The sequence below is a fragment of the Komagataeibacter sp. SM21 genome (genome assembly GCF_041402665.1).
GTDB lineage: Bacteria > Pseudomonadota > Alphaproteobacteria > Acetobacterales > Acetobacteraceae > Komagataeibacter > Komagataeibacter saccharivorans.
The window spans coordinates 110,445-129,297 of record NZ_JBGLOV010000011.1 but is presented as its reverse complement, the minus strand read 5'-3'; the positions used below and the strand labels follow the sequence as shown (position 1 = coordinate 129,297).

Below are 18,853 nucleotides of genomic sequence, written 5' to 3'. Positions count from 1 at the left end.
GGAAGTCGGCCTCATGATCGATGAGGTCCTCACCGCCCTTGCCCGTGAAGGCGGCGAAGGCTGCCCCGCCACGGAACAGGCCGTCCATGCGCGCGTCAAGGCGCTGTGTGCGCGGTTCCCGATCTACTGAGCAAAAACGCACCACAGGGTCCGATGTCGCTGAGTGTTGAAACCATAACCGGGGCGGCGATAGCCGGGATCATTCCCGCTCTCGCCCGCCTGCGTATCGCGGTGTTCCGTGAATGGCCTTACCTCTACGCCGGGGATGACCCGGTGTATGAGGAAGCCTATCTGGCCCCCTATGTGGGCAGTTCCGGCACCGCCATTATCGTCGCACGCCATGAATCACAGATTGTGGGGGCATCGACCTGCCTGCCGCTGAAGGATGAAGTGGCCGAAATCCGCGCCCCGTTTGCACAACGGGGACTGGATCTGGAACGGTTTTTCTATTTTGGGGAATCCGTGGTGCTGCCACAGTGGCGGGGACATGGGCTGGGCAAGCGCTTCTTTGCCGAACGGGAACGGCAGGCCCGCCGCATGAAGGCGGAGTTTGCCGTTTTCTGCGCGGTCCGCAGGCCGGAAGATCACCCTGCCCGCCCGGCATCGTTCCGTCCACTGCATAAGTTCTGGGCTGATCGGGGCTTCACCCCCCTGCCCGCCGTTTCATGTTCGCTGGACTGGCGCGATGTGGGGGCCACGGAAGAAAGCCCGCACCAACTGGATTTCTGGATCAGGCCGCTACGCGATACCGCCATCCCCGATACTTTGTTGACTGGAATACCCGCATGACATCTCCCCTGCGTCTGGGCACGCATTCATGGCAGGTGGAACAGTGCCGCAGCCTTGATGATTATGCGGCCCATCTGGACCGTGTTACCGCCGCGGGTGCGGCACAGGCCGATCTGCTTTTACTGCCCGAATACAGTTGCATGGAAGTCGCTGCCGCGTTTGCAACCACGCAGGCCGACGCCACAACGGAACTGCACGCCGTATGCGACCACAGCGCCGAAATCCTGCATATCATGTGTCAGGCCGCGCGCAGGCACAATGTCTGGCTCATGCCCGGCACCCTGCCGTGTGCTGACGCATCGGGGCGCATTCATAACCGCGCGCCCCTGATTGCCCCGGACGGACGCCATGCGTTTCAGGACAAGCATGTCATGACGCGCTTTGAAACGGAAAGCTGGGATGTAAAAAGTGGCCGTTCGCCCGGTTTTTTCGAAACGCCATGGGGCCGGATCGGCACCAGCATATGCTATGATTCCGAATTCCCCGCCCTGGCCCGCAGCCAGATCGAGGCAGGCGTCTGGCTGCTTCTGGTTCCCACCTGCACCGACACGATGCACGGGTTCAATCGCGTAAGGATTTCCGCCCGCGCCCGTGCGCTGGAAAACCAGTGCTTTACCGCCGTATCACCGACCGTAGGCATGGCGCCATGGCTTGCCACGCTGGACGAAAACCGGGGTATTGCCGGCATTTATGGCCCCATGGACCGTGGTTTCCCCGCCGATGGCATCATTGCGGAAGGCAGGCCCGACATGGACGACTGGGCGTTTGCCACGCTGTCGCCCGATGCACTGGAAGAAGTCCGTACCAACGGGGCCGTAAGGAACTGCCGCGACTGGCCGCGATCCGTAGCGACCGCAACCGCCCTTCCCTTTGTCTGATACATATTCCCGATACTGGAGAAACCCATGTCCGCTGAAGCTACACGCGCACTGATCGCGTCCTACTATCAGGCTTTCAATGACGGTGACCATGATGCGTTCCTCGCCCTGCTGAGCGATCAGGTTGAACACGACATCAATCAGGGTGGTCGGGAGACTGGTGTGGAGAAATTCCGCACCTTCCTGAAAAAGATGGATGCCCATTACAAGGAAACCATCAAGGATATCGTCATTATGGTGAACCCGGATGGCAGTCGGGCAGCGGCTGAATTCATGGTGCATGGCGAATATCTCAGCACGGATGACGGCCTGCCGCAGGCTGCGGGCCAGACCTACGTGCTGCCAGCGGGCGCGTTTTTTACCGTAACAGACAATAAAGTATCGCGTATTTCCAATTACTATAACCTGACTGACTGGATTGAGCAGGTTTCCCGATAATTTCGGATATAATACGATATGGAATGAAGGGTATTCCATTACGGATGCCCTTCATATCAACCTGTTTGAGATCATAAGGAAGTTTCTGGTGAAGCTTTTTTCAAAAAGGCGACACCCAGAAACTTTTCCTATTTTCTACCTGATTACTCTATCGCCTGCCCATCCGCGCTTTACGCTACATGCAGTTCCACGCCGTGTTCCCTCAGCATGGCGGTAATGTTTTCCGACGGCTGACGGTCCGTGAAGAAACCATGGACATGGGAAAGATGCCCCAGCCGCCCCATGGGCCTGCGCCCGAATTTGGTCTGGTCGGCCAGAAGATAGACACGTCTGGCATTGCGCATCATGGCCTGCGTTACGCTGATTTCGTCCGCATCGAAATCCAGCAGCGTGCCATCCTCCTCAATGCCGCTTATGCCGATCACGGCAAAATCGGTGCGGTACTGTTCGATAAAGGTGCTGGCAGTGGAGCCGGTAATGCCGCCATCGTAAAAACGCACCAGCCCACCCGTCACGATCACCTGAAAATCGGTCTGGGCGGATAACGGACTGGCCACATGCAGGTTGTTGGTAATGACCCGCAGCGCCTTATGCCGCCGCAATGCCTTGGCAAAGGCTTCCGTTGTCGTGCCTATACTGACGAACAGCGATGAGTTATCAGGAATATGCCGCGCGGCCAGATGCCCGATGGCTTCTTTCGCACGGCGATTGAGGACCTGACGTTCGGAATAGGCGATATTCTCGACCGAGGACGCAAGACCGGCCCCGCCGTGATGCCGGGCCACCAGCCCGCGCCGGGCCAGCATGTTGACATCGCGCCGGATGGTCTGGACCGCAACATCAAGCCGCTGGGCCAGTTCCTCGTTCGATACGTAACCCTGTGTACGCACCAGTGCCGTAATTTCCCGGTGGCGTTCTTCTGCTGACACGACGCGTGTTACTCCACTCCTGCCATGCGCATCCTATACGGCACGCGCCACGCTGCGTCCCGTGGCACCCAGATCCGCAAAAGCCTGCTCCAGCCGTGCAACGATACCCGTTTCCCCAACACGTAGCCATTTGCGCGGGTCATACAGCTTCTTGGTCGGCTTGCCCGTTGATGGGGCGATCTGGTGGCTGAATGCCTCCGCATGGTCCTGAACATAGCGGCCAATGCTGCTGGCGAATGCAAACTGGATATCGGTATCAATGTTCATCTTGAACACACCGTAAGATACGGCTTCGGTAATCTTCGCCTGCTCCGATCCCGAACCGCCATGGAACACCAGCGCCAGCGGTTTTTCGCCCGCACCGGTCGCCCGCGCCACCGCTTCCTGCGAGTTGCGCAGGATTTCGGGGCGTAATTTGACATTACCGGGCGCATAGACGCCATGCACATTGCCAAAGGATGCGGCAATGGTCACGAAACCCAGCGGGGAAAGCGCCTCATAAGCCTTGAGGACATCCTCGGGCTGGGTATAGAGATGGGCGTTATCCGCGCCATCGTCGAGGTCGTGCCCGACCCCGTCCTCCTCCCCGCCTGTGACGCCCAGTTCGATTTCAAGGCCGATACCCAGCGGGGCCATACGGCGCAGGAAGCTGGCGCATTCCGCAATATTATCGTCCAGCGGTTCAGCCGACAGGTCGATCATGTGGGAGGAAAACAGCGGGCTGCCCGTCTCCTCCACCGCTGTAGCGCTGGCGTCGATCAGGCCGGAAATCCATGGCAGCAGCTTACGGTCCGCATGATCGGTATGCAGGATCACGCACACGCCGTAAGCCGCCGCAACGGTATGGACATGACGCGCCGCAGCCACGGCCCCCAGCACGCGGGCCTGCTGCGCGTCCTTCATGCCCTCACCCGCGTAGAAACGCGCACCACCGTTGGAAAGCTGGATGATCACATCCGCCCGGTTGCGCGCGGCGGCTTCCAGCACCGCGTTGATGCTGTCGGTTCCAACCACGTTGACGGCAGGCAGGGCATAGCCCTCGTCCCGGCAGGTTTCAACCAAGCGGCGATAATCCGCCCCGGTCACGACACCGGGCCGGAGGCCAAGGCGGGCGGAAGCCGGGCTTGCTTTGTCGGTCATGTCGTTTCCCTATTGCCTGTTATTATTGTTATGCAACGGATGAAATGATTGTTACCACGTTTTGGTATGGTAGTCGTGATGGCCTTCGACAAACCGCAGCGTGCCGGACTTGGACCGCATGACCAGCGAATGCGTGACCGTACGACCACCCGAACGGCGGATGCCACGCAGCAGCGCGCCCCCGGTTACGCCCGTGGCAGAAAACAGCACATCACCCCGCGCCATGTCTTCCAGCGCCAGCTTGCGGGACGGATCGGCACCGGGGTTCATTTTGCGCGCGCGTTCAACCTGCCCGTCATCCTCGAACAGAAGGCGACCCTGCATCTGCCCCTGCACGCAGCGCACGGCGGCAGCGGCCAGCACGCCTTCCGGCGCGCCACCGGAACCGGCATAGATGTCGATCCCGCTGTCATCAAGGCAGGCTGCGATGGCGGCGGCCACGTCCCCGTCGCTCAGCAGCGTCACACGGGCGCCAGCTTCGCGCGTGCGGGCGATCAGTTCCGCATGACGCTCACGGTCAAGGGTACACAGCATCAGGTCGGACACATCGCATTTCTTGGCCTGCGCCAGTGCCTTCAGGTTCGCCTCGATGCTGTTGTCCAGATCGACCACCCCTTCGGGCAGGGCGGGACCAACCACGATCTTTTCCATATAGATGTCAGGCGCATGCAGGAAGTTGCCGCTTTCGGCCAGGGCCACGACAGTCAGTGCATTGGGCAGATTCTTGGCGCACAGGTTCGTGCCTTCCAGCGGGTCAACGGCAATATCCATGCCGGGACCGCCCGCGCCCACCTTTTCCCCGATGAACAGCATCGGGGCTTCGTCCATTTCCCCCTCACCAATCACCACCATGCCGTCGATCGCGACCGTATCGAAGGCGCGCCGCATGGCTTCCACCGCCGCGCCATCCGCTTCGTTCTTGAGGCCGCGCCCCGTCCATGCCGACGCCGCAACAGCCGCGGCTTCCGTTACGCGCACCAGTTCCAGAGCGAGATTGCGATCCGTAACCTGATAGGGATTATACCGTGAGGAAGTCATGAAGCACTCTTTTCCTGTCTTCTGAATACGAAGGTTACGCCGCTACGGTGGAACTGAGCGTACGCCGCACCGCCGCATGCCACCCTGCTACCATAGTGTCGCGCTGGGCCTTGTCCATCGCCGGGCGGAACAGATGCCCACGGGTCCATGTCCCTTCCAGCTCGGGTATGCTGCTCCATACCCCTGTTGCAAGCCCTGCCAGAAAGGCAGCGCCCAGCGCCGTGGTCTCAACCTGCCGGGGGCGTTCTACCGGCGTCAGCAGCATATCGGCAAGAAACTGACAGAACCAGTCATTGACTGACATTCCGCCATCAACACGCAGTGCGTTCAGCGTGCCGCCCCCATCTTCCCGCATCGCGTCCATCAGATCCAGCGTCTGGTAGGCAACCGATTCCAGCGCCGCACGGGCAATATGCGCCGCCGTCGCATCCAGCGTCAGCCCGCAGATAAGGCCACGGGCATCGGGGTCCCAGTGGGGGGCGCCAAGTCCTACAAAACCCGGCACCATATACACGCCGTGGCTATGGGGAACGCGGGTGGCCATGTCATCGGTCTGGGAGGCATGGGTAATCAGGTTCAGCCCGTCGCGCAGCCAGCGTATGGCCGCACCCGCCACGAAAATCGACCCTTCCAGAGCATAGGTCGTCTCATCCCCGATACGGTATGCAATCGTGGTGAGCATGCGGTTTTCCGAACGGACGGGCTTCGATCCGGTATTGAGCAGCGCGAAGCAGCCCGTGCCGTAGGTCGCCTTCGCCGTGCCGGGCTTGAAGCAGGCCTGTCCCACCATGGCCGCGTTCTGGTCGCCCGCCATGCCCGCCACCTTCAGCGGTTCGCCAAACAGGTCGGGATCGGTCTCGCCAAATATCTCGCTGTTGGTGCGCACATCGGGCAGGATGGCGCGGGGCACGTTGAACAGCGCCAGCATCTCGTCATCCCACTGGCAGGCATGGATGTTGAACAGCAGCGTGCGCGACGCATTGGTCGTGTCGGTCGCATGGACACGGCCACCCGTCAGCCGCCACAGCAGGAAGCTGTCGATCGTGCCGCAGGCCAGTTCGCCCTTCTCCGCGCGGGCGCGGGCGCCTTCCACGTTATCAAGTATCCACGCGATCTTGGTTGCGGAAAAATAGGGGTCCAGCAGCAGCCCCGTGCGTTCGCGCACAAGGTCTTCATGCCCCTGTTCACGCATGCGCGCGCATACCGCCGCCGTCCGGCGGTCCTGCCACACGATGGCGCGATGGACCGGCCTGCCCGTCTTGCGATCCCACATGACAATGGTTTCGCGCTGGTTGGTGATCCCGATACCCGCAATCGTACCGGGGCCACCCGCCTTTTCCATGACCTCACGCGCGGTGGACAGGACATTGGACCAGATTTCTTCCGGGTCGTGTTCGACCCAGCCCTGATTGGGATAATGCTGCGCGAATTCGCTGCGGGCGACAGACAGGGCGGTGATGTCACGATCGAACACGATGCTGCGGGTCGAGGTCGTTCCCTGATCGATGGCGAGAATTCTGTTCTTCTTGTTCATTATCGTCTCCTGCCTCTGCGGGCGGATGCTGGGTTCTGGCCGCAGGCGTCTTTTACACACGCGACCCGTGTTTTACGAAGCCGCTGTCGCCGCCCTTGGCTGGCGGGCGCGCAGATAGGCGTCAAGCCGGGCTGCGTCCTCGTCCGTTACATGCAGCCCCAGCCGGGACCGTCGCCACAGGATGTCCTGCGTCGTCTGCGCCCATTCACTGGCAATCAGATATTCCACCTCACGCGCGCTCAGCCCCGCGCCGAACTGTTCGCCCATATCCGCCAGGCTGCGCGCATCGCCCACGATGTCATGGGCGCGGGAACCGTAATTGCGGACCAGCCGCCAGCATGACTTCGCATCAAGGAACGGTGCGCGCGCCGACAGGCGGGCAACGGCGGCGTCGAACCCGCCTTCCCCCAGATCGCCGCCGGGCAGCACACGGTCCGCCGTCCAGCCGGGCGCGGACAGCACCGGCAGGAAGGGCTGGAGCTTTTCGATCGCATGTTCCGCCAGACGACGGTATGTGGTGATCTTGCCGCCAAAAATGGACAGCATCGGCGCCTGATCGCCCTGCGTATCCACATCCAGCACGTAATCGCGCGTCACTGCCGAAGCGTTCTTTGCCGCATCATCATAAAGCGGGCGCACGCCAGCGTAGCTCCATACCACATCATCCGGCGAGACGGATCTGGTGAAATACCGGCTGACGCTTTCGCACAGATAGGTGATTTCCTCGGGCGAGATTTCCACATGGCCGGGGGCCTGCGTCCACGGCACGTCGGTCGTGCCGATAAGGGTGAATTCCTGCTCGTACGGAATGGCGAAAACGATCCGCTTGTCCGGGTTCTGCAATATGTAGGCCTGCGGCCCGTCAAACAGGCGTGGCACCACGATATGGCTGCCCTTGACCAGACGCACCTGCTTGGTCGAACTGACCTGCGCGCGCTCACGCAGCACTTCGCTGACCCACGGTCCACCGGCATTGACCAGCGCCCTGGCCCGCAGGGTCGTGCAGCTGCCATCGCGCGTGTCCTCGATTTCGGCTTCCCACACGCCGTCCACGCGACGGGCCTTCACTAGCCGGGTACGTGTACGGATGTCAGCACCACGCGCCTGCGCGTCCATGGCGTTGAGGACAACAAGACGGCTGTCCTGCACCCATCCATCGGAATAGGCAAAACCGCGCGCAAGCGTGCCGTTAAGCGGCCTGCCCGCCGAATTGGTGCGGAAATCAAGTGACTTGCACCTGGGCAGCGTCATGTTGGGGGCAAGGTGATCGTAAAGGAACAGGCCCAGGCGCAGCATCCATGCCGGACGGGCCTGCGGCGTGTAGGGCAGGACGAAACGCATCGGCCAGATGATGTGCGGTGCGATGCGCAGCAGCTTTTCACGTTCGATCAACGCTTCGCGCACAAGGCGGAATTCGTAATATTCCAGATAACGCAGGCCGCCATGGATCAGCTTGGTGCTGGCGGACGAGGTATGGCTGGCCAGATCATCCTGTTCCACCAGAACCACGGATGCGCCACGGCCCGCGGCGTCACGCGCGATGCCGGTGCCATTGATCCCCCCGCCCACGACCAGCAGATCGACCGGGCCACCCTGCGCCGGGGGGGAGCGGAATGTTTCGTCCATGGACGCCATGTAGATGTTCCTCCTGATGCCTATGTTCGTAAACGAACATTATGGGCATTTCAATAGGGGAACCGCACATTGGTCAGGACTGTCACAGGAAATAAATTTTACATTAATATTACAGAAACACGCCATAAATTCGCCACAGAACAGAAATTACAGGACCGGATGATTTTTGTGCATGTGCGAAAACGCACAGAAACGCCAATCATCACACCCGGACAACGTGCTGACCCGAGGCGGGTTGCCTGACCTCTCTATTTTGTCAGATCGTTTTTATTAGCAGAAAACCGGTGAAAACATAGAATAGAGGCCGTCCGGGACCATTCTTTCTATTCCCTGAGCGCCCATGTTCGTTTAAGAACATACACTGGCTCAACACCGGCACAGGCCGGATGGCTGTTCCCATTAAACGATAAAAATAATCAGAGTGGGTTGAAATGCTGAAGAACCGACAATTTCTTGGCGAACTGATATCCGAATGCATTGCCGTCATCATCATCGTGATGGTCGGCGACAGCGTGGCCGCCATGTATACGCTATATGACCCCAGCCCGTACAAATTCTCCTATTGGGGCGTCTGTATCGTGTGGGGACTGGGCGTCACCATCGCCATTTACATAACCGGCAGCGTATCCGGCACGCATGCCAATCCCGCCGTGTCCATCGCCCTTGCCCTTTACCGGGACTTTCCGTGGCGCAAGGTGCCCGCCTACTGCGCGGCGCAGGTGCTGGGCGGTTTCATCGGGGCGGCACTTGTCTACGCATTGTACCAGCCGGTCATCGACCATTACAACCAGATCCAGGGCGTGGCGCGCGCCGATGGCGGGGCGGCAGGGGTATTCTTTACCCATGCGGGTGATTTCATCACCCCGCTGCATGCCTTCATGGATGAAACGATCCTGACCGGACTGCTTCTGTTCGGCATCTTCGCGATTACATGCGAATACAATACCGTCGCCCCGCAGGCCAATTCCAGCGCACTGATCATCGGGCTGCTTGTCGCCAGCATCGGCGCGTGTTCGGGCTATCTGGAAGCGTGGGCGATCAATCCCGCGCGCGATTTCGGCCCGCGCCTGTTCTGCTACCTTATGGGCTGGGGCAGTTCGGCCCTGCCCGCGCCGGGCAGTTTCTGGTGGGTGCCAATCGCGGGGCCTGTATGTGGCGGCGTGTTGGGGGCCGGGGGTTACCAGTTCCTGATCCGGCCATTCATCCCGCGCCAGACAACCCTGCCGACACCACCCACACCGTAAACTGGTCACGGGCAATGCCGGACCGGGGGCAGTTTCCCTCCGGTCCGGCTGGTCGCCAGTTCCGCGCGGTCCGGGATCGGGCGGCGCGTCTAACGCTGGACTACGGTGCGAATGGCGAAATTGCTCTGTATCCGGGCCACGCCCGGCATGCGCGACAGTTCTTCCTTGTGGATGCGTTCGTAATCGGCGGCGTCGCGGGCTTCCACGCGCACCAGATAGTCCGCATCGCCGGTCATCAGGTAACATTCACGCACATCGGGACATTCACGTACGCGGGCCTCGAAGCGACGCAGGCATTCCTCCGTCTGCCGTTCAAGCGTGATCTGCACGATCACCGTGGTCATGCCATGGACCGAGCGTTCATCCACCAGCGCGCGATAGCCGCGGATGACCCCTTCTTTTTCCAGCATGCGCACACGCCGCAGACACGCCGATGGCGACAGCCCCACCCGCTGCGCCAGATCCGCGTTACTCATCCTTCCGTCATGACGCAGGTTACGCAGGATGGCCTCGGTCAGGCGATCGAATGGCATGGTGAATTTTCCACTTATTTTCGCATATAATTGCGTGACGCTTCTTATAATGGCATGGAATTGCGTCAAACGACAGGACATTCTGTTGTCACATGCATACGATCAAACCTGCCCCACACCGTTACCGGAGTATCTTCCGCATGCCTGACCTGCCTTCCCCCACGCCCACGGCTGGCTGGTCCGCACCCGGCGCGGGTGCGATACTGGAAATCAGTCTGGGCGCGATCGCAGCAAATTTCAGCCTGCTCAATGCCCGTACGGGAACCGCCACCTGCGCCGCCGTGGTCAAGGCCGATGCATACGGACTTGGCGCGGACCGGGTAGCACCCGTACTGGAACAGGCCGGGGCGAAGGTCTTTTTTGTCGCACATCTGGAAGAAGGCATCCGGCTGCGCGCCCATGTCTCCCCCACCTGCCGGATATTCGTCCTGCACGGCCCCATGCCGGGGACGGAGGGAGAATTCACCGCCCATAACCTGCTGCCCGTGCTGAACAGTCTGGAACAGATGGCAGGCTGGCGCGCTCGCGCAGTTGCAGTTGGAACGGCCCTGCCCGCCGCCATTCAGGTGGATACCGGCATGTCGCGCTTTGGCCTGTCGGAAGCGGACGTGGCACTTGTATCGGGCAATCCCGCACTGCTGGATGGTATTGATACGCGGCTGGTCATGAGTCACCTCGCCTGTGCCGATACGCCCGCCAACCCGGCCAATGCGATGCAGCGCGACAGGCTGCGCGCCATGGCGGCCCGGCTGCCGGATGCCGATCTTGCCCTTTCGGCCTCATCGGGGATTTTCCTTGGGCCGGATTATCATTTTGACCTCGTGCGTCCCGGTGCCGCACTGTATGGACTGGCCCCCAATGCGGACATGCCCAACCCGCTGCACCCGACCGTGCGCCTGTGCGCCCGTATCGTGCAGGTCCGCACCATCGCGGCCGGGGACGCCGTGGGCTATGGCCTGACATGGCGGGCCAGCGGGCCACGGCGGATTGCGACACTGGGCATTGGCTATGCCGACGGTTTCCTGCGCCACGGCGCGGATGGCGGTGGCTGCGCCTGGCTGGGCGATTACCGGCTGCCCATCCTTGGCCGCATTTCCATGGATTCCACCACGGTAGACGTAAGCGACGTGCCCGAAACCATGCTTGATGCCGCAACCCATGTGGACATGATCGGCCCCCGCCGCAGCGTGGATGATGTGGCGCATTCCGCCGGCACCATCGGCTACGAAGTGCTGACAGCACTCGGCTCCCGTTTCCATCGCGCTTACCTGACACAGGCCGCGTGATGTGTTTTCCCACGCCAGAAAAGGCATCTGAGTAATGAAAATCATCGTTCTGGGTAGCGGTGTCGTCGGTGTGACATCGGCTTGGTATCTTGCGCAGGCCGGCCACGAGGTCACGGTAGTCGACCGCCAGCCCGAAGCCGGACTTGAAACCAGCTTCGCCAATGCGGGGCAGGTCTCGCCGGGATATTCTTCCCCATGGGCTGGGCCGGGCGTGCCGTTCAAGGCCATGAAGTGGCTGATGATGAAATACCGGCCTTTCGTTTTCTGGCCGATGCCTGATCCGCAGCTGTGGAAATGGCTGGTCCAGATGCTGGAAAACTGCACCACCCCGGCCTATGACCGCAACAAAGGCCGCATGGTCCGTATTGCGGAATACAGCCGCGACATGATGCGCGACCTGCGCGCCAGCACGGGCATTGCGTATGATGACCGGCAGTTGGGCACGCTTCAGCTTTTCCGCACCCAGAAGCAGATGGATGCCATCGCGGGCGATATCCGCGTGCTGGAACAGTACAACGTCCCTTACGAGATCCTGACGCGCGAAGGCTGCGTCCGGGCCGAGCCGGGTCTGGCTTCCACCGCGCATAAATTCATTGGCGGCCTGCGCCTGCCCGGCGATGAAACGGGCGACGCCTTCCTGTTCACCCAGCGTCTGGCCGCCATGGCGGCCGAAGCTGGCGTCACCTTCCATTATGATACCGCCATCCGCACCATGACGGAGGAAGGCGGTCGCATCACCGGTATCGAGACCAGCCGCGGCCGGATGGTGGCTGATTCCTATGTCGTGTCGCTGGGCAGCTATTCACCCGCGCTGGTGCGCCGTCTGGGGCTGGACCTGCCGATCTATCCGGTCAAGGGCTATTCCATCACCGCCGACATCGTGAACGAGAGGCAGGCCCCGGTTTCCACCATCATGGACGAAACCTTCAAGATCGGCATCACCCGCCTTGGCGACCGTATCCGCGTGGGGGGTACTGCGGAACTGGCGGGCTTCAGCACCAGCCTGCGCGCGCCCCGGCGCGAAACGCTGGAACATTCCGTAACGGACCTGTTCCCCGGCGGCGGCAACATTGGCGGCGCGAAATTCTGGACCGGCCTGCGTCCCATGACACCGGACGGCACGCCCATCATTGGCCGCACGCGCTATGATAACCTGTTCCTCAATACCGGTCACGGCACGCTGGGCTGGACCATGGCCTGCGGTTCGGGCCGCGTGCTGGCCGACATCATGTCCGGTCGCATGCCCGAAATCCCGCATGAGGATCTGGGAATCGTGCGCTACGGTCAGTAAGGCCAGACCACGGCCCCTTCCCCTGCCGCGCTGGCGGCGGCGGGGGTAAAGCCTTCGGGCAGTCCTTCCCCGCGCTGGCGCACGACACGATAGACCGTCCCGCGTAGCCAGCGGTGGACCGGGTCGCTGTCCCGGCGCGGATGCCATGCCTGAAACGAGTGCACGACGGGCAGGTCGAAGGGAAATTCGAACTCCGCCAGATGCATGGACCGGATAGGCAGGTAATCGATGGCGATACCCGGCAGGGGCAGGATCATATCCGTCATGCGCAGGGTTTCGACCATGGCGTAATAGGTAGGCACCACCATCACCACACGCCGCCGCAGGCCGAACTGCTCGCGCAGTACCGCATCAATCGGTCCGTGCAGCCGCCCCCGCCGCGATACGCTTATATGTTCGTAGCGTGCAATGGATTGCGGTGTGATCCCTTCGGACAGGATGGGATGGTCCGCACGCACCAGGGCGCGGAAACTGGTGGGAAACAGGCTCTGTCGCCGGATTTCGGGCCGCATGTCATCCGATGCGCCCAGATAGAGGTCAACGCGGCCTTCGCGCAGGTCATCGCTGGGTTCATCATCGGTCTCGGGCGCGAAAGTCAGGGTGCAGCCCGGGCAGTCCTGCCTAAGGGCGGCAAGAACAGCCGCGGCGAACGCACCCACGATCAGATCATTGGCCCGCAGCGTGAAATGGGGCGACAGACCGGCAAGGTCGGGCGTTTCCTGTTCTTCAAGCAGCGAGTCCGCCCCGTCGACCAAGGCACGCACCCGGTCACGTATGCCCAGCGCGAAGGTTGTGGCCACCATCCGCCGTCCCGATGCCACAAGGATCGGATCGCCAAAAATCACGCGCAGTTTGGCGAGGCTGCGGCTCATGGCGGCCTCACTCATCTTCAGCCTGCGTGCCGCGTGGGAGACGCCTTCTTCCTCAATCAGGACCTGAAGGCTGCGCAACAGATCGAGATCGTAGCGTTTTCTCATGCGGCGCGCCTTCTGTGTTTTGCGGACCAGACCGGAACGGCCTGACTATTCATAAAGAACCGGATTTCACCAATCCGCAAAATGAAGGTATCGACCCACCCGATCAACGGATAATTCCCGCTGCCCGGTATCGTGATCCGGGCGGGAGGGACTGCACCGTGAAATACGGCCCCTTCCCTCCCGCCCTGTTGCGCCATTCATGACACGGTCAGGCGCGATTTACTCCACCCCGGCTTCGATCGCGACGATGCACGCCGTGGCGGTCCGGCCAATCCCGTCCAGACAGGCCAGCACTTCCAGCAGCCTGCCGTTACCGGGGTCGGCACGTTCCATCCGGGCGATGCGCATGCGCGCCGCCCGCACCACGGCAATACCGCGCGGGCTTACGGGCCGGTAACGGACAAGGGCGCGCAGCAGAACGGTTATCACATCCGATGCGCCGTCGCGCTGCTGCCGCTTGAGCTGGCGCAGCAGCAGGATATTCAGTCCCACGGCGGAAAACATCAGCATAAGGCGTATGCCACCCCCTGCCGTCCTGTCATGTTCCTGCGCCGCATGCCGCACCATGCGCCCGATCCGGTCCAGACTGGTGCCGATCCACCATTGCGGCGTGGGAGAAAGCGGCACAAGGCACAGTCGCCGCAGTTCCCCACGGATATGCGCACCGAAACGCAACCGCTCGTCGCGGGCACGAAATGGCAGGACCAGCCGGAACACCAGAACGCTCAGCCCGACCGCCAGTACCGTATGCAGCGCACTGTTGAGGAAGGCGACCTCATCCACCCGGCTCTGGTTACCGGGCATAAGCAGGTTGGGCATGAGCAGCCCGTAGGCGGCGGCAGCCCCCGCCGTGCCCCGGTTGCACTTCGCCAGTCCGCCTACAAACAGGAAAATACCCAGCACAAAGGCAAATTCCTCATAGTCACTCAGGTACGGCAGTATCCCCAGATCAAGGCAGCCCGCCGCCACGGCGGACCACACAGCACCTGACAGGAAACGGGTCGTACCGACCACCGGGTTTTCACGCGTGGCGAACAGGCCACAGACCAGCGTGGTAATGGCAATGAACCCCATGCCGCCGGGCCATGCGGTCAGTTCATATACCAGTGCCGCCAGCATGATGGCCGCAGCCCCGCGCAGGCCATTGTAGAAAGCCAGCCGCACGTCCCTATGCCCCGCCAGACGGAAGCGGAAACGGTCATGGGCCGGCGGGCTGAAAATGGCGTGACAGTGGTCAAGCGCGATCCCCAGATCCGCCATGCTGGCCCCCAGAACCCCATGGGTGATGCGGGCCATTTCCTGCATGCCATCCGTCGCACGCCGGTCGAACAGGGCATGCAGGTGGGATACCTGTTCACGCAGTTCGTCCAGCATTCCACCCTTCAGCCGACAGGTTGCAAGCCGGTCGCACAGATGCAGGAGTTGCCCGCGCGTATCGGCAAAGGCATCATCCCCCGCCAGTACCGCGCGTTCCGCCCCGCCTGACAGGCCGACAAGGCGGGTGACCAGAATTGACACTTCCGCCAGCACCGCGCGCGCATGGTCGCCCGCATGCAGGTGACGGCCCATTTCAATGGCGGGAAATTCAAGCCCCTGATGGACCGAAACCAGCATGTCCGAAAACTCACCGGCATGGAGCAGCGTGTCGCGCTCATGCAGCACGATTTCACGCAGCAGCCCGCCCAGGCGGTGCAGCACGTCTTCCACCCGCGCAACCATGATGCCGCGGGCACGGGTGGCGAGGTTGAGCGTGAACAGCATGCCCATCACTGCCTCGCACACCACGCCCAGCACGATATAGGTCGCGCGCGAAATCCCGATGAAAAAGACGTTATCGGGCTGGGATGCCGCCGCCACCGCGATGATGGAACACGTATAACCCGACAGCACGAATGCGTAGGAGCGGAAATTCAGGCTGAACGTGGCCAGAAAACTGCACAGCCCGATCCAGATCGCCACCGCCGGGAAAAACAGCCATGCCTGCTGCGGAAAGGCGGCGATGAACACCACGGCGGCCACAGCCCCCACCAGCGTACCGACAATGCGCCACCGCGCCTTGGACATGCTTTCCCCACGGCCAAGCTGGGCCACGGACCATACGGTCGCAACCGACCATTGCGGGCTGTCCAGTTCCATCCACAATGCGATGGCCAGCGCGACAAGCGATGCAATCGTATTGCGCAGCGCAAAAGCCACTGCCTGCGGTGCAGGGCAGAACAGCCAGTGCAAGGCGCGCAGGTTAAGGGGCCAGTACACGCGCGCCATCGCCGCACCGCCGAAGCGCGAAATATGCATATATTCCTGCCCGTCTTGCGTGGGCGGGCATGTTACCGTTCCTGCAGGGCAGGAATATCCCGCCCTTCAGGCCAGTCGCCGCCCGGTTAGCGGGATACTTCGCCCACCGCCTTTTCATAGGGACGGTACTGCGCGGTCCATACGGCTGCTTTCAGTGCGGCTTCCGTTGCATCGTCCGATGCGGGCGGGGCGACGCCTTCGGCCCGCCCCTGCCGGATGACGGCGCGTGCCACGGCCATGGCGACGGTACGCAGTTCGGAAACCGGGGGCAGCAGCGGGATCGTGGTCGGATCATCGCTGTCCGCAGCAGGCGACAGGCCTGCCAGCGCATGGGCCGCCGCCAGCAGCATGCCATCGGTCATGCGCGTGATGCCACCTGCCACCACCGCCAGCCCCACGCCGGGAAACACGTATGAATTGTTGATCTGGTCCACCGGACGGCTGCGCCCGTCATAGCTGACCGGCGCGAACGGACCGCCCGTGCCGATAATGGCGCGGCCTTCGGTCCATTCCAGCAGGTCGCCGGGCATGGCTTCGATATTGGCCGTGGGGTTGGAAAGCGCGAAAATGACGGGCCGTGCGGATTGCTGCGCCATCGGAGCCACGATATCGCGGGTAAAGGCGCCACCCTGCCCTGAAGTGCCGATCAGCATGGTGGGACGGACATTCTCCATCACCTCCGCCAGGGTGATATGGGCGGGATCAGCGACCGTCCAGCCCGATGCAATGTCAGCAGGCTGGGCAAAAGGCTGCTGGCCTTCGGTCACGTCCGCCATGCCTTCGCGCACAAGGCCGTTGATATCGACCATGAAGAAGCGCCGGTTCGCTTCATCCGCCGCCATGCCTTCGGCCACCATCATCTGCACCAGCAGGTCGGCAATGCCACAGCCTGCGCCGCCCGCGCCGAAAACGACAATCCGCTGCTGCGCCAGCGGCGCGCCCCCGGCCCGGATCGCCGCCAGCAATGCACCCGCAGTTACGGCGGCAGTGCCCTGAATATCGTCGTTATAGGTACACATCCGGTCACGGTAACGGCGCAGGATGCGCAGCGCGTCGGCGCCCGACAGGTCTTCCCAATGCAGGGCGACATTGGGCCAGCGCGCGTGAACGGCGGCAACGAATTCAGCTATGAACGCATCGTAATCGGCCCCGCGCACACGTCTGTGCCGCCAGCCGATATATTCCGGGTCTTCCAGCAGGGTCGCGTTATCAGTGCCGACATCAAGCAGGATGGGCAGCGCGCAGGCCGGGTCCAGCCCGCCACATGCGGTGTAAAGCGACAGCTTGCCAATGGGAATGCCCATGCCGTTGGCGCCCTGATCGCCAATGCCAAGGATGCTGCCGCCGTCGCTTGCAACGATCACGCGCACATTGTCCCATTGCGGCGCGGACAGGATTTCCGCGATCCGGCCCCGGTCCTCGAAACTGAGGAACAGGCCGCGCGGGCGGGTCCAGATATGGCTGAAGCGGATACAGGCCTGACCGATGGCGGGCGTGTAGATGACGGGCAGCCATGCTTCCAGCGCCTGATCTACAATGGCGTAGAAAAGCGTTTCATTGCGATCCTGGATTTCGCGCAGCGCAACATGTCGCGAAAAGTTGTCCGGCAGGGCGGCAAGCCGCGCACGGGCCAGATCGACCTGTTCCGCCAGTGTCGCGACACGCGCGGGCAGAAGACCATGCAGCCCGAACAGGTCACGTTCGCGCCCGTCAAACGCATTCCCCTTGTTCAGAACAGGGCAGTCCAGAAGTTCCCTGCCCGACAGCGCCGTATGGAGGGAAACGTTACCTGTGGACTGTACTGTATCCGACATAAGAACCCGATATTGCGATAATAGTTGAAGGAAGCGCAGGATACGGATCTGCACATCTTCGTGTAGAGCACGTGGCTGCACGCCAACCGTGCGTCAGACGCAATCATGGAACGCCTTATGCCCGATGAGATCAGTGACCTGAAGTTTTTCTGCATCCTTGCCGCCGCCGGAAGCATCGCGGGATGCGCGCGCGCCATGGGCATGTCGCCCGCCGCGATGAGCCGACGCCTCAGCGCGATGGAATTCCGTCTGGGCACCCGTCTGGTCACACGCACATCGCGCCATTTCGCGCTGACGGCGGAAGGGCACCGCCTGCATGAACATGCCGTACGCATCATCGGCGAAATCGAGGAGGTGGAGGCCGAACTGACGGCGCGCGCCGGCATCCCGCACGGACTTCTGCGCGTGGGCGTGCCATCGGAAATCGGGCGCAAGATGCTGGCGGGCATCGTGGCCGCCTTCGTGGGGCAGTACCCGGATGTGACCGTTCACCTGACCCTGTCGGATGCGGGACTGGATGTGATTGATGACGGGCTGGACATCGCCATCCGCCCCGGCATGCCCTCGGATCAGGAGGTCATGACCACCAGCCTCATCAACAGCCGCCGCGTGGTCTGCGCATCACCCGATTACATCGCGCGCAAGGGCCTGCCCGCCACGCCGCATGACCTGCTCAAGCATGACTGCATCTGCCTGATCCGCCGCCAGCGCATATTCAGTGAATGGGTATATTCCGACGCCAAGGCCCGCAAGGAAATCCATGTGACCCCCCGCCTTGCCACATCCAGCAGCGAAGTGGTGCATGACTGGGCGGTCAATGGCCGGGGCATCGCGCTGAAGGTGTTGTGGGATATTGCCGATGACCTGAAATGCGGACGGCTGATCGAATGCCTGAGCAATTACGCGTGGGAGGACGTGACCCTGTATGCGGTCTATCCATCCCGCGCGCATCTGCCCTCACGCACGCGCTTTTTTCTGGACTTCGTGCGGCGCGAACTGCGCCAGAGCTATTTTGGCACCTGAACGCCCGTA

General features: G+C 62.0%; 16 protein-coding genes. 7 read left to right on the top strand and 9 right to left on the bottom strand.

All coding sequences use genetic code 11. The annotated features are described in order from the left end of the window. The first annotated feature begins 153 nt into the window (after positions 1-153). From ACBR42_RS11920 to ACBR42_RS11910, 3 genes are read left to right on the top strand one after another with little or no spacing between them, the layout of a single operon-like run. The gene (locus ACBR42_RS11920) at positions 154-789 is read left to right on the top strand and encodes a GNAT family N-acetyltransferase (protein ID WP_282760081.1); all 636 of its coding nucleotides are present in this window, start codon (positions 154-156) and stop codon (positions 787-789) included. Continuing rightward, positions 786-1,667 carry a carbon-nitrogen hydrolase family protein gene (locus ACBR42_RS11915; protein WP_371208157.1) on the top strand — a complete coding sequence of 294 codons (882 nt, stop codon included), beginning with the start codon at positions 786-788 and terminating at the stop codon, positions 1,665-1,667. The genes ACBR42_RS11920 and ACBR42_RS11915 overlap by 4 nt, the downstream gene beginning before the upstream one ends. Before the next feature lie 27 nt (positions 1,668-1,694). Next, complete coding sequence (locus ACBR42_RS11910) at positions 1,695-2,105, top strand: ketosteroid isomerase-related protein (RefSeq protein ID WP_110547764.1); 411 nt, start codon at positions 1,695-1,697, stop codon at positions 2,103-2,105. 170 nt (positions 2,106-2,275) lie between these two features. Here the strand turns inward: ACBR42_RS11910 and ACBR42_RS11905 are convergent, their stop codons facing one another. From ACBR42_RS11905 to glpD, 5 genes are all read right to left on the bottom strand, one after another. After that, on the bottom strand, positions 2,276-3,034 hold the full coding sequence (locus ACBR42_RS11905; protein ID WP_102323948.1) for a DeoR/GlpR family DNA-binding transcription regulator: 759 nt from the start codon (positions 3,032-3,034) through the stop codon (positions 2,276-2,278). A gap of 33 nt (positions 3,035-3,067) precedes the next feature. Further along, on the bottom strand, positions 3,068-4,174 hold the full coding sequence (gene fbaA, locus ACBR42_RS11900) for a class II fructose-bisphosphate aldolase (RefSeq protein ID WP_110547763.1): 1,107 nt from the start codon (positions 4,172-4,174) through the stop codon (positions 3,068-3,070). Between the two features lie 51 nt (positions 4,175-4,225). Then, complete coding sequence (gene glpX, locus ACBR42_RS11895) at positions 4,226-5,212, bottom strand: class II fructose-bisphosphatase (protein ID WP_102323950.1); 987 nt, start codon at positions 5,210-5,212, stop codon at positions 4,226-4,228. A gap of 34 nt (positions 5,213-5,246) precedes the next feature. Beyond that, on the bottom strand, positions 5,247-6,746 hold the full coding sequence (gene glpK, locus ACBR42_RS11890) for a glycerol kinase GlpK (RefSeq protein ID WP_371208156.1): 1,500 nt from the start codon (positions 6,744-6,746) through the stop codon (positions 5,247-5,249). A 72-nt stretch (positions 6,747-6,818) separates the two neighbouring features. Further along, on the bottom strand, positions 6,819-8,381 hold the full coding sequence (gene glpD, locus ACBR42_RS11885; RefSeq protein ID WP_371208155.1) for a glycerol-3-phosphate dehydrogenase: 1,563 nt from the start codon (positions 8,379-8,381) through the stop codon (positions 6,819-6,821). Positions 8,382-8,812: 431 nt separating this feature from the next. On the opposite strand from glpD, the gene ACBR42_RS11880 reads away from it, so the two are divergent. Further along, positions 8,813-9,625, top strand: coding sequence for an MIP/aquaporin family protein (locus ACBR42_RS11880; protein ID WP_102323953.1), 813 nt, complete (start codon positions 8,813-8,815; stop codon positions 9,623-9,625). Positions 9,626-9,714: 89 nt separating this feature from the next. On the opposite strand, the gene ACBR42_RS11875 is transcribed toward ACBR42_RS11880, so the two are convergent. After that, positions 9,715-10,158: an Lrp/AsnC family transcriptional regulator gene (locus ACBR42_RS11875; protein ID WP_102323954.1), complete on the bottom strand. Its 444-nt coding sequence runs from the start codon at positions 10,156-10,158 to the stop codon at positions 9,715-9,717. 140 nt (positions 10,159-10,298) lie between these two features. Between ACBR42_RS11875 and alr the strand changes: the two genes are divergently transcribed. After that, entirely contained in the window at positions 10,299-11,444 is a 1,146-nt protein-coding gene (gene alr / locus ACBR42_RS11870) for an alanine racemase (RefSeq protein ID WP_371208154.1), read from the top strand. Positions 11,445-11,478: 34 nt separating this feature from the next. After that, entirely contained in the window at positions 11,479-12,735 is a 1,257-nt protein-coding gene (locus tag ACBR42_RS11865) for a D-amino acid dehydrogenase (protein WP_371208153.1), read from the top strand. On the opposite strand, the gene ACBR42_RS11860 is transcribed toward ACBR42_RS11865, so the two are convergent. From ACBR42_RS11860 to ACBR42_RS11850, 3 genes are all read right to left on the bottom strand, one after another. After that, the gene (locus ACBR42_RS11860; RefSeq protein WP_110547760.1) at positions 12,729-13,712 is read right to left on the bottom strand and encodes a LysR family transcriptional regulator; all 984 of its coding nucleotides are present in this window, start codon (positions 13,710-13,712) and stop codon (positions 12,729-12,731) included. The genes ACBR42_RS11865 and ACBR42_RS11860 overlap by 7 nt on opposite strands. Before the next feature lie 219 nt (positions 13,713-13,931). Beyond that, positions 13,932-16,007 (bottom strand): FUSC family protein, encoded by a 2,076-nt coding sequence (locus tag ACBR42_RS11855; protein ID WP_371208152.1) that lies wholly within the window; start codon positions 16,005-16,007, stop codon positions 13,932-13,934. Between the two features lie 86 nt (positions 16,008-16,093). Next, positions 16,094-17,821 carry an NAD-dependent malic enzyme gene (locus tag ACBR42_RS11850; protein ID WP_371208151.1) on the bottom strand — a complete coding sequence of 576 codons (1,728 nt, stop codon included), beginning with the start codon at positions 17,819-17,821 and terminating at the stop codon, positions 16,094-16,096. Positions 17,822-17,938: 117 nt separating this feature from the next. Here ACBR42_RS11850 and ACBR42_RS11845 point away from each other — a divergent pair, with 117 nt between their 5' ends. Further along, complete coding sequence (locus ACBR42_RS11845; RefSeq protein ID WP_102323960.1) at positions 17,939-18,844, top strand: LysR family transcriptional regulator; 906 nt, start codon at positions 17,939-17,941, stop codon at positions 18,842-18,844. Positions 18,845-18,853 lie beyond the last annotated feature (9 nt).

Coding starts and splice junctions, on each gene's coding strand:
- glpX (WP_102323950.1), bottom strand. CDS start 5,212: ATGACTTCCTCACGGTATAATCCCTATCAGGTTACGGATCGCAATCTC.
- ACBR42_RS11915 (WP_371208157.1), top strand. CDS start 786: ATGACATCTCCCCTGCGTCTGGGCACGCATTCATGGCAGGTGGAACAG.
- ACBR42_RS11855 (WP_371208152.1), bottom strand. CDS start 16,007: ATGCATATTTCGCGCTTCGGCGGTGCGGCGATGGCGCGCGTGTACTGG.
- ACBR42_RS11845 (WP_102323960.1), top strand. CDS start 17,939: ATGCCCGATGAGATCAGTGACCTGAAGTTTTTCTGCATCCTTGCCGCC.
- ACBR42_RS11860 (WP_110547760.1), bottom strand. CDS start 13,712: ATGAGAAAACGCTACGATCTCGATCTGTTGCGCAGCCTTCAGGTCCTG.
- ACBR42_RS11920 (WP_282760081.1), top strand. CDS start 154: ATGTCGCTGAGTGTTGAAACCATAACCGGGGCGGCGATAGCCGGGATC.
- glpK (WP_371208156.1), bottom strand. CDS start 6,746: ATGAACAAGAAGAACAGAATTCTCGCCATCGATCAGGGAACGACCTCG.
- glpD (WP_371208155.1), bottom strand. CDS start 8,381: ATGGCGTCCATGGACGAAACATTCCGCTCCCCCCCGGCGCAGGGTGGC.
- fbaA (WP_110547763.1), bottom strand. CDS start 4,174: ATGACCGACAAAGCAAGCCCGGCTTCCGCCCGCCTTGGCCTCCGGCCC.
- alr (WP_371208154.1), top strand. CDS start 10,299: ATGCCTGACCTGCCTTCCCCCACGCCCACGGCTGGCTGGTCCGCACCC.
- ACBR42_RS11910 (WP_110547764.1), top strand. CDS start 1,695: ATGTCCGCTGAAGCTACACGCGCACTGATCGCGTCCTACTATCAGGCT.
- ACBR42_RS11880 (WP_102323953.1), top strand. CDS start 8,813: ATGCTGAAGAACCGACAATTTCTTGGCGAACTGATATCCGAATGCATT.
- ACBR42_RS11850 (WP_371208151.1), bottom strand. CDS start 17,821: ATGTCGGATACAGTACAGTCCACAGGTAACGTTTCCCTCCATACGGCG.
- ACBR42_RS11875 (WP_102323954.1), bottom strand. CDS start 10,158: ATGCCATTCGATCGCCTGACCGAGGCCATCCTGCGTAACCTGCGTCAT.
- ACBR42_RS11865 (WP_371208153.1), top strand. CDS start 11,479: ATGAAAATCATCGTTCTGGGTAGCGGTGTCGTCGGTGTGACATCGGCT.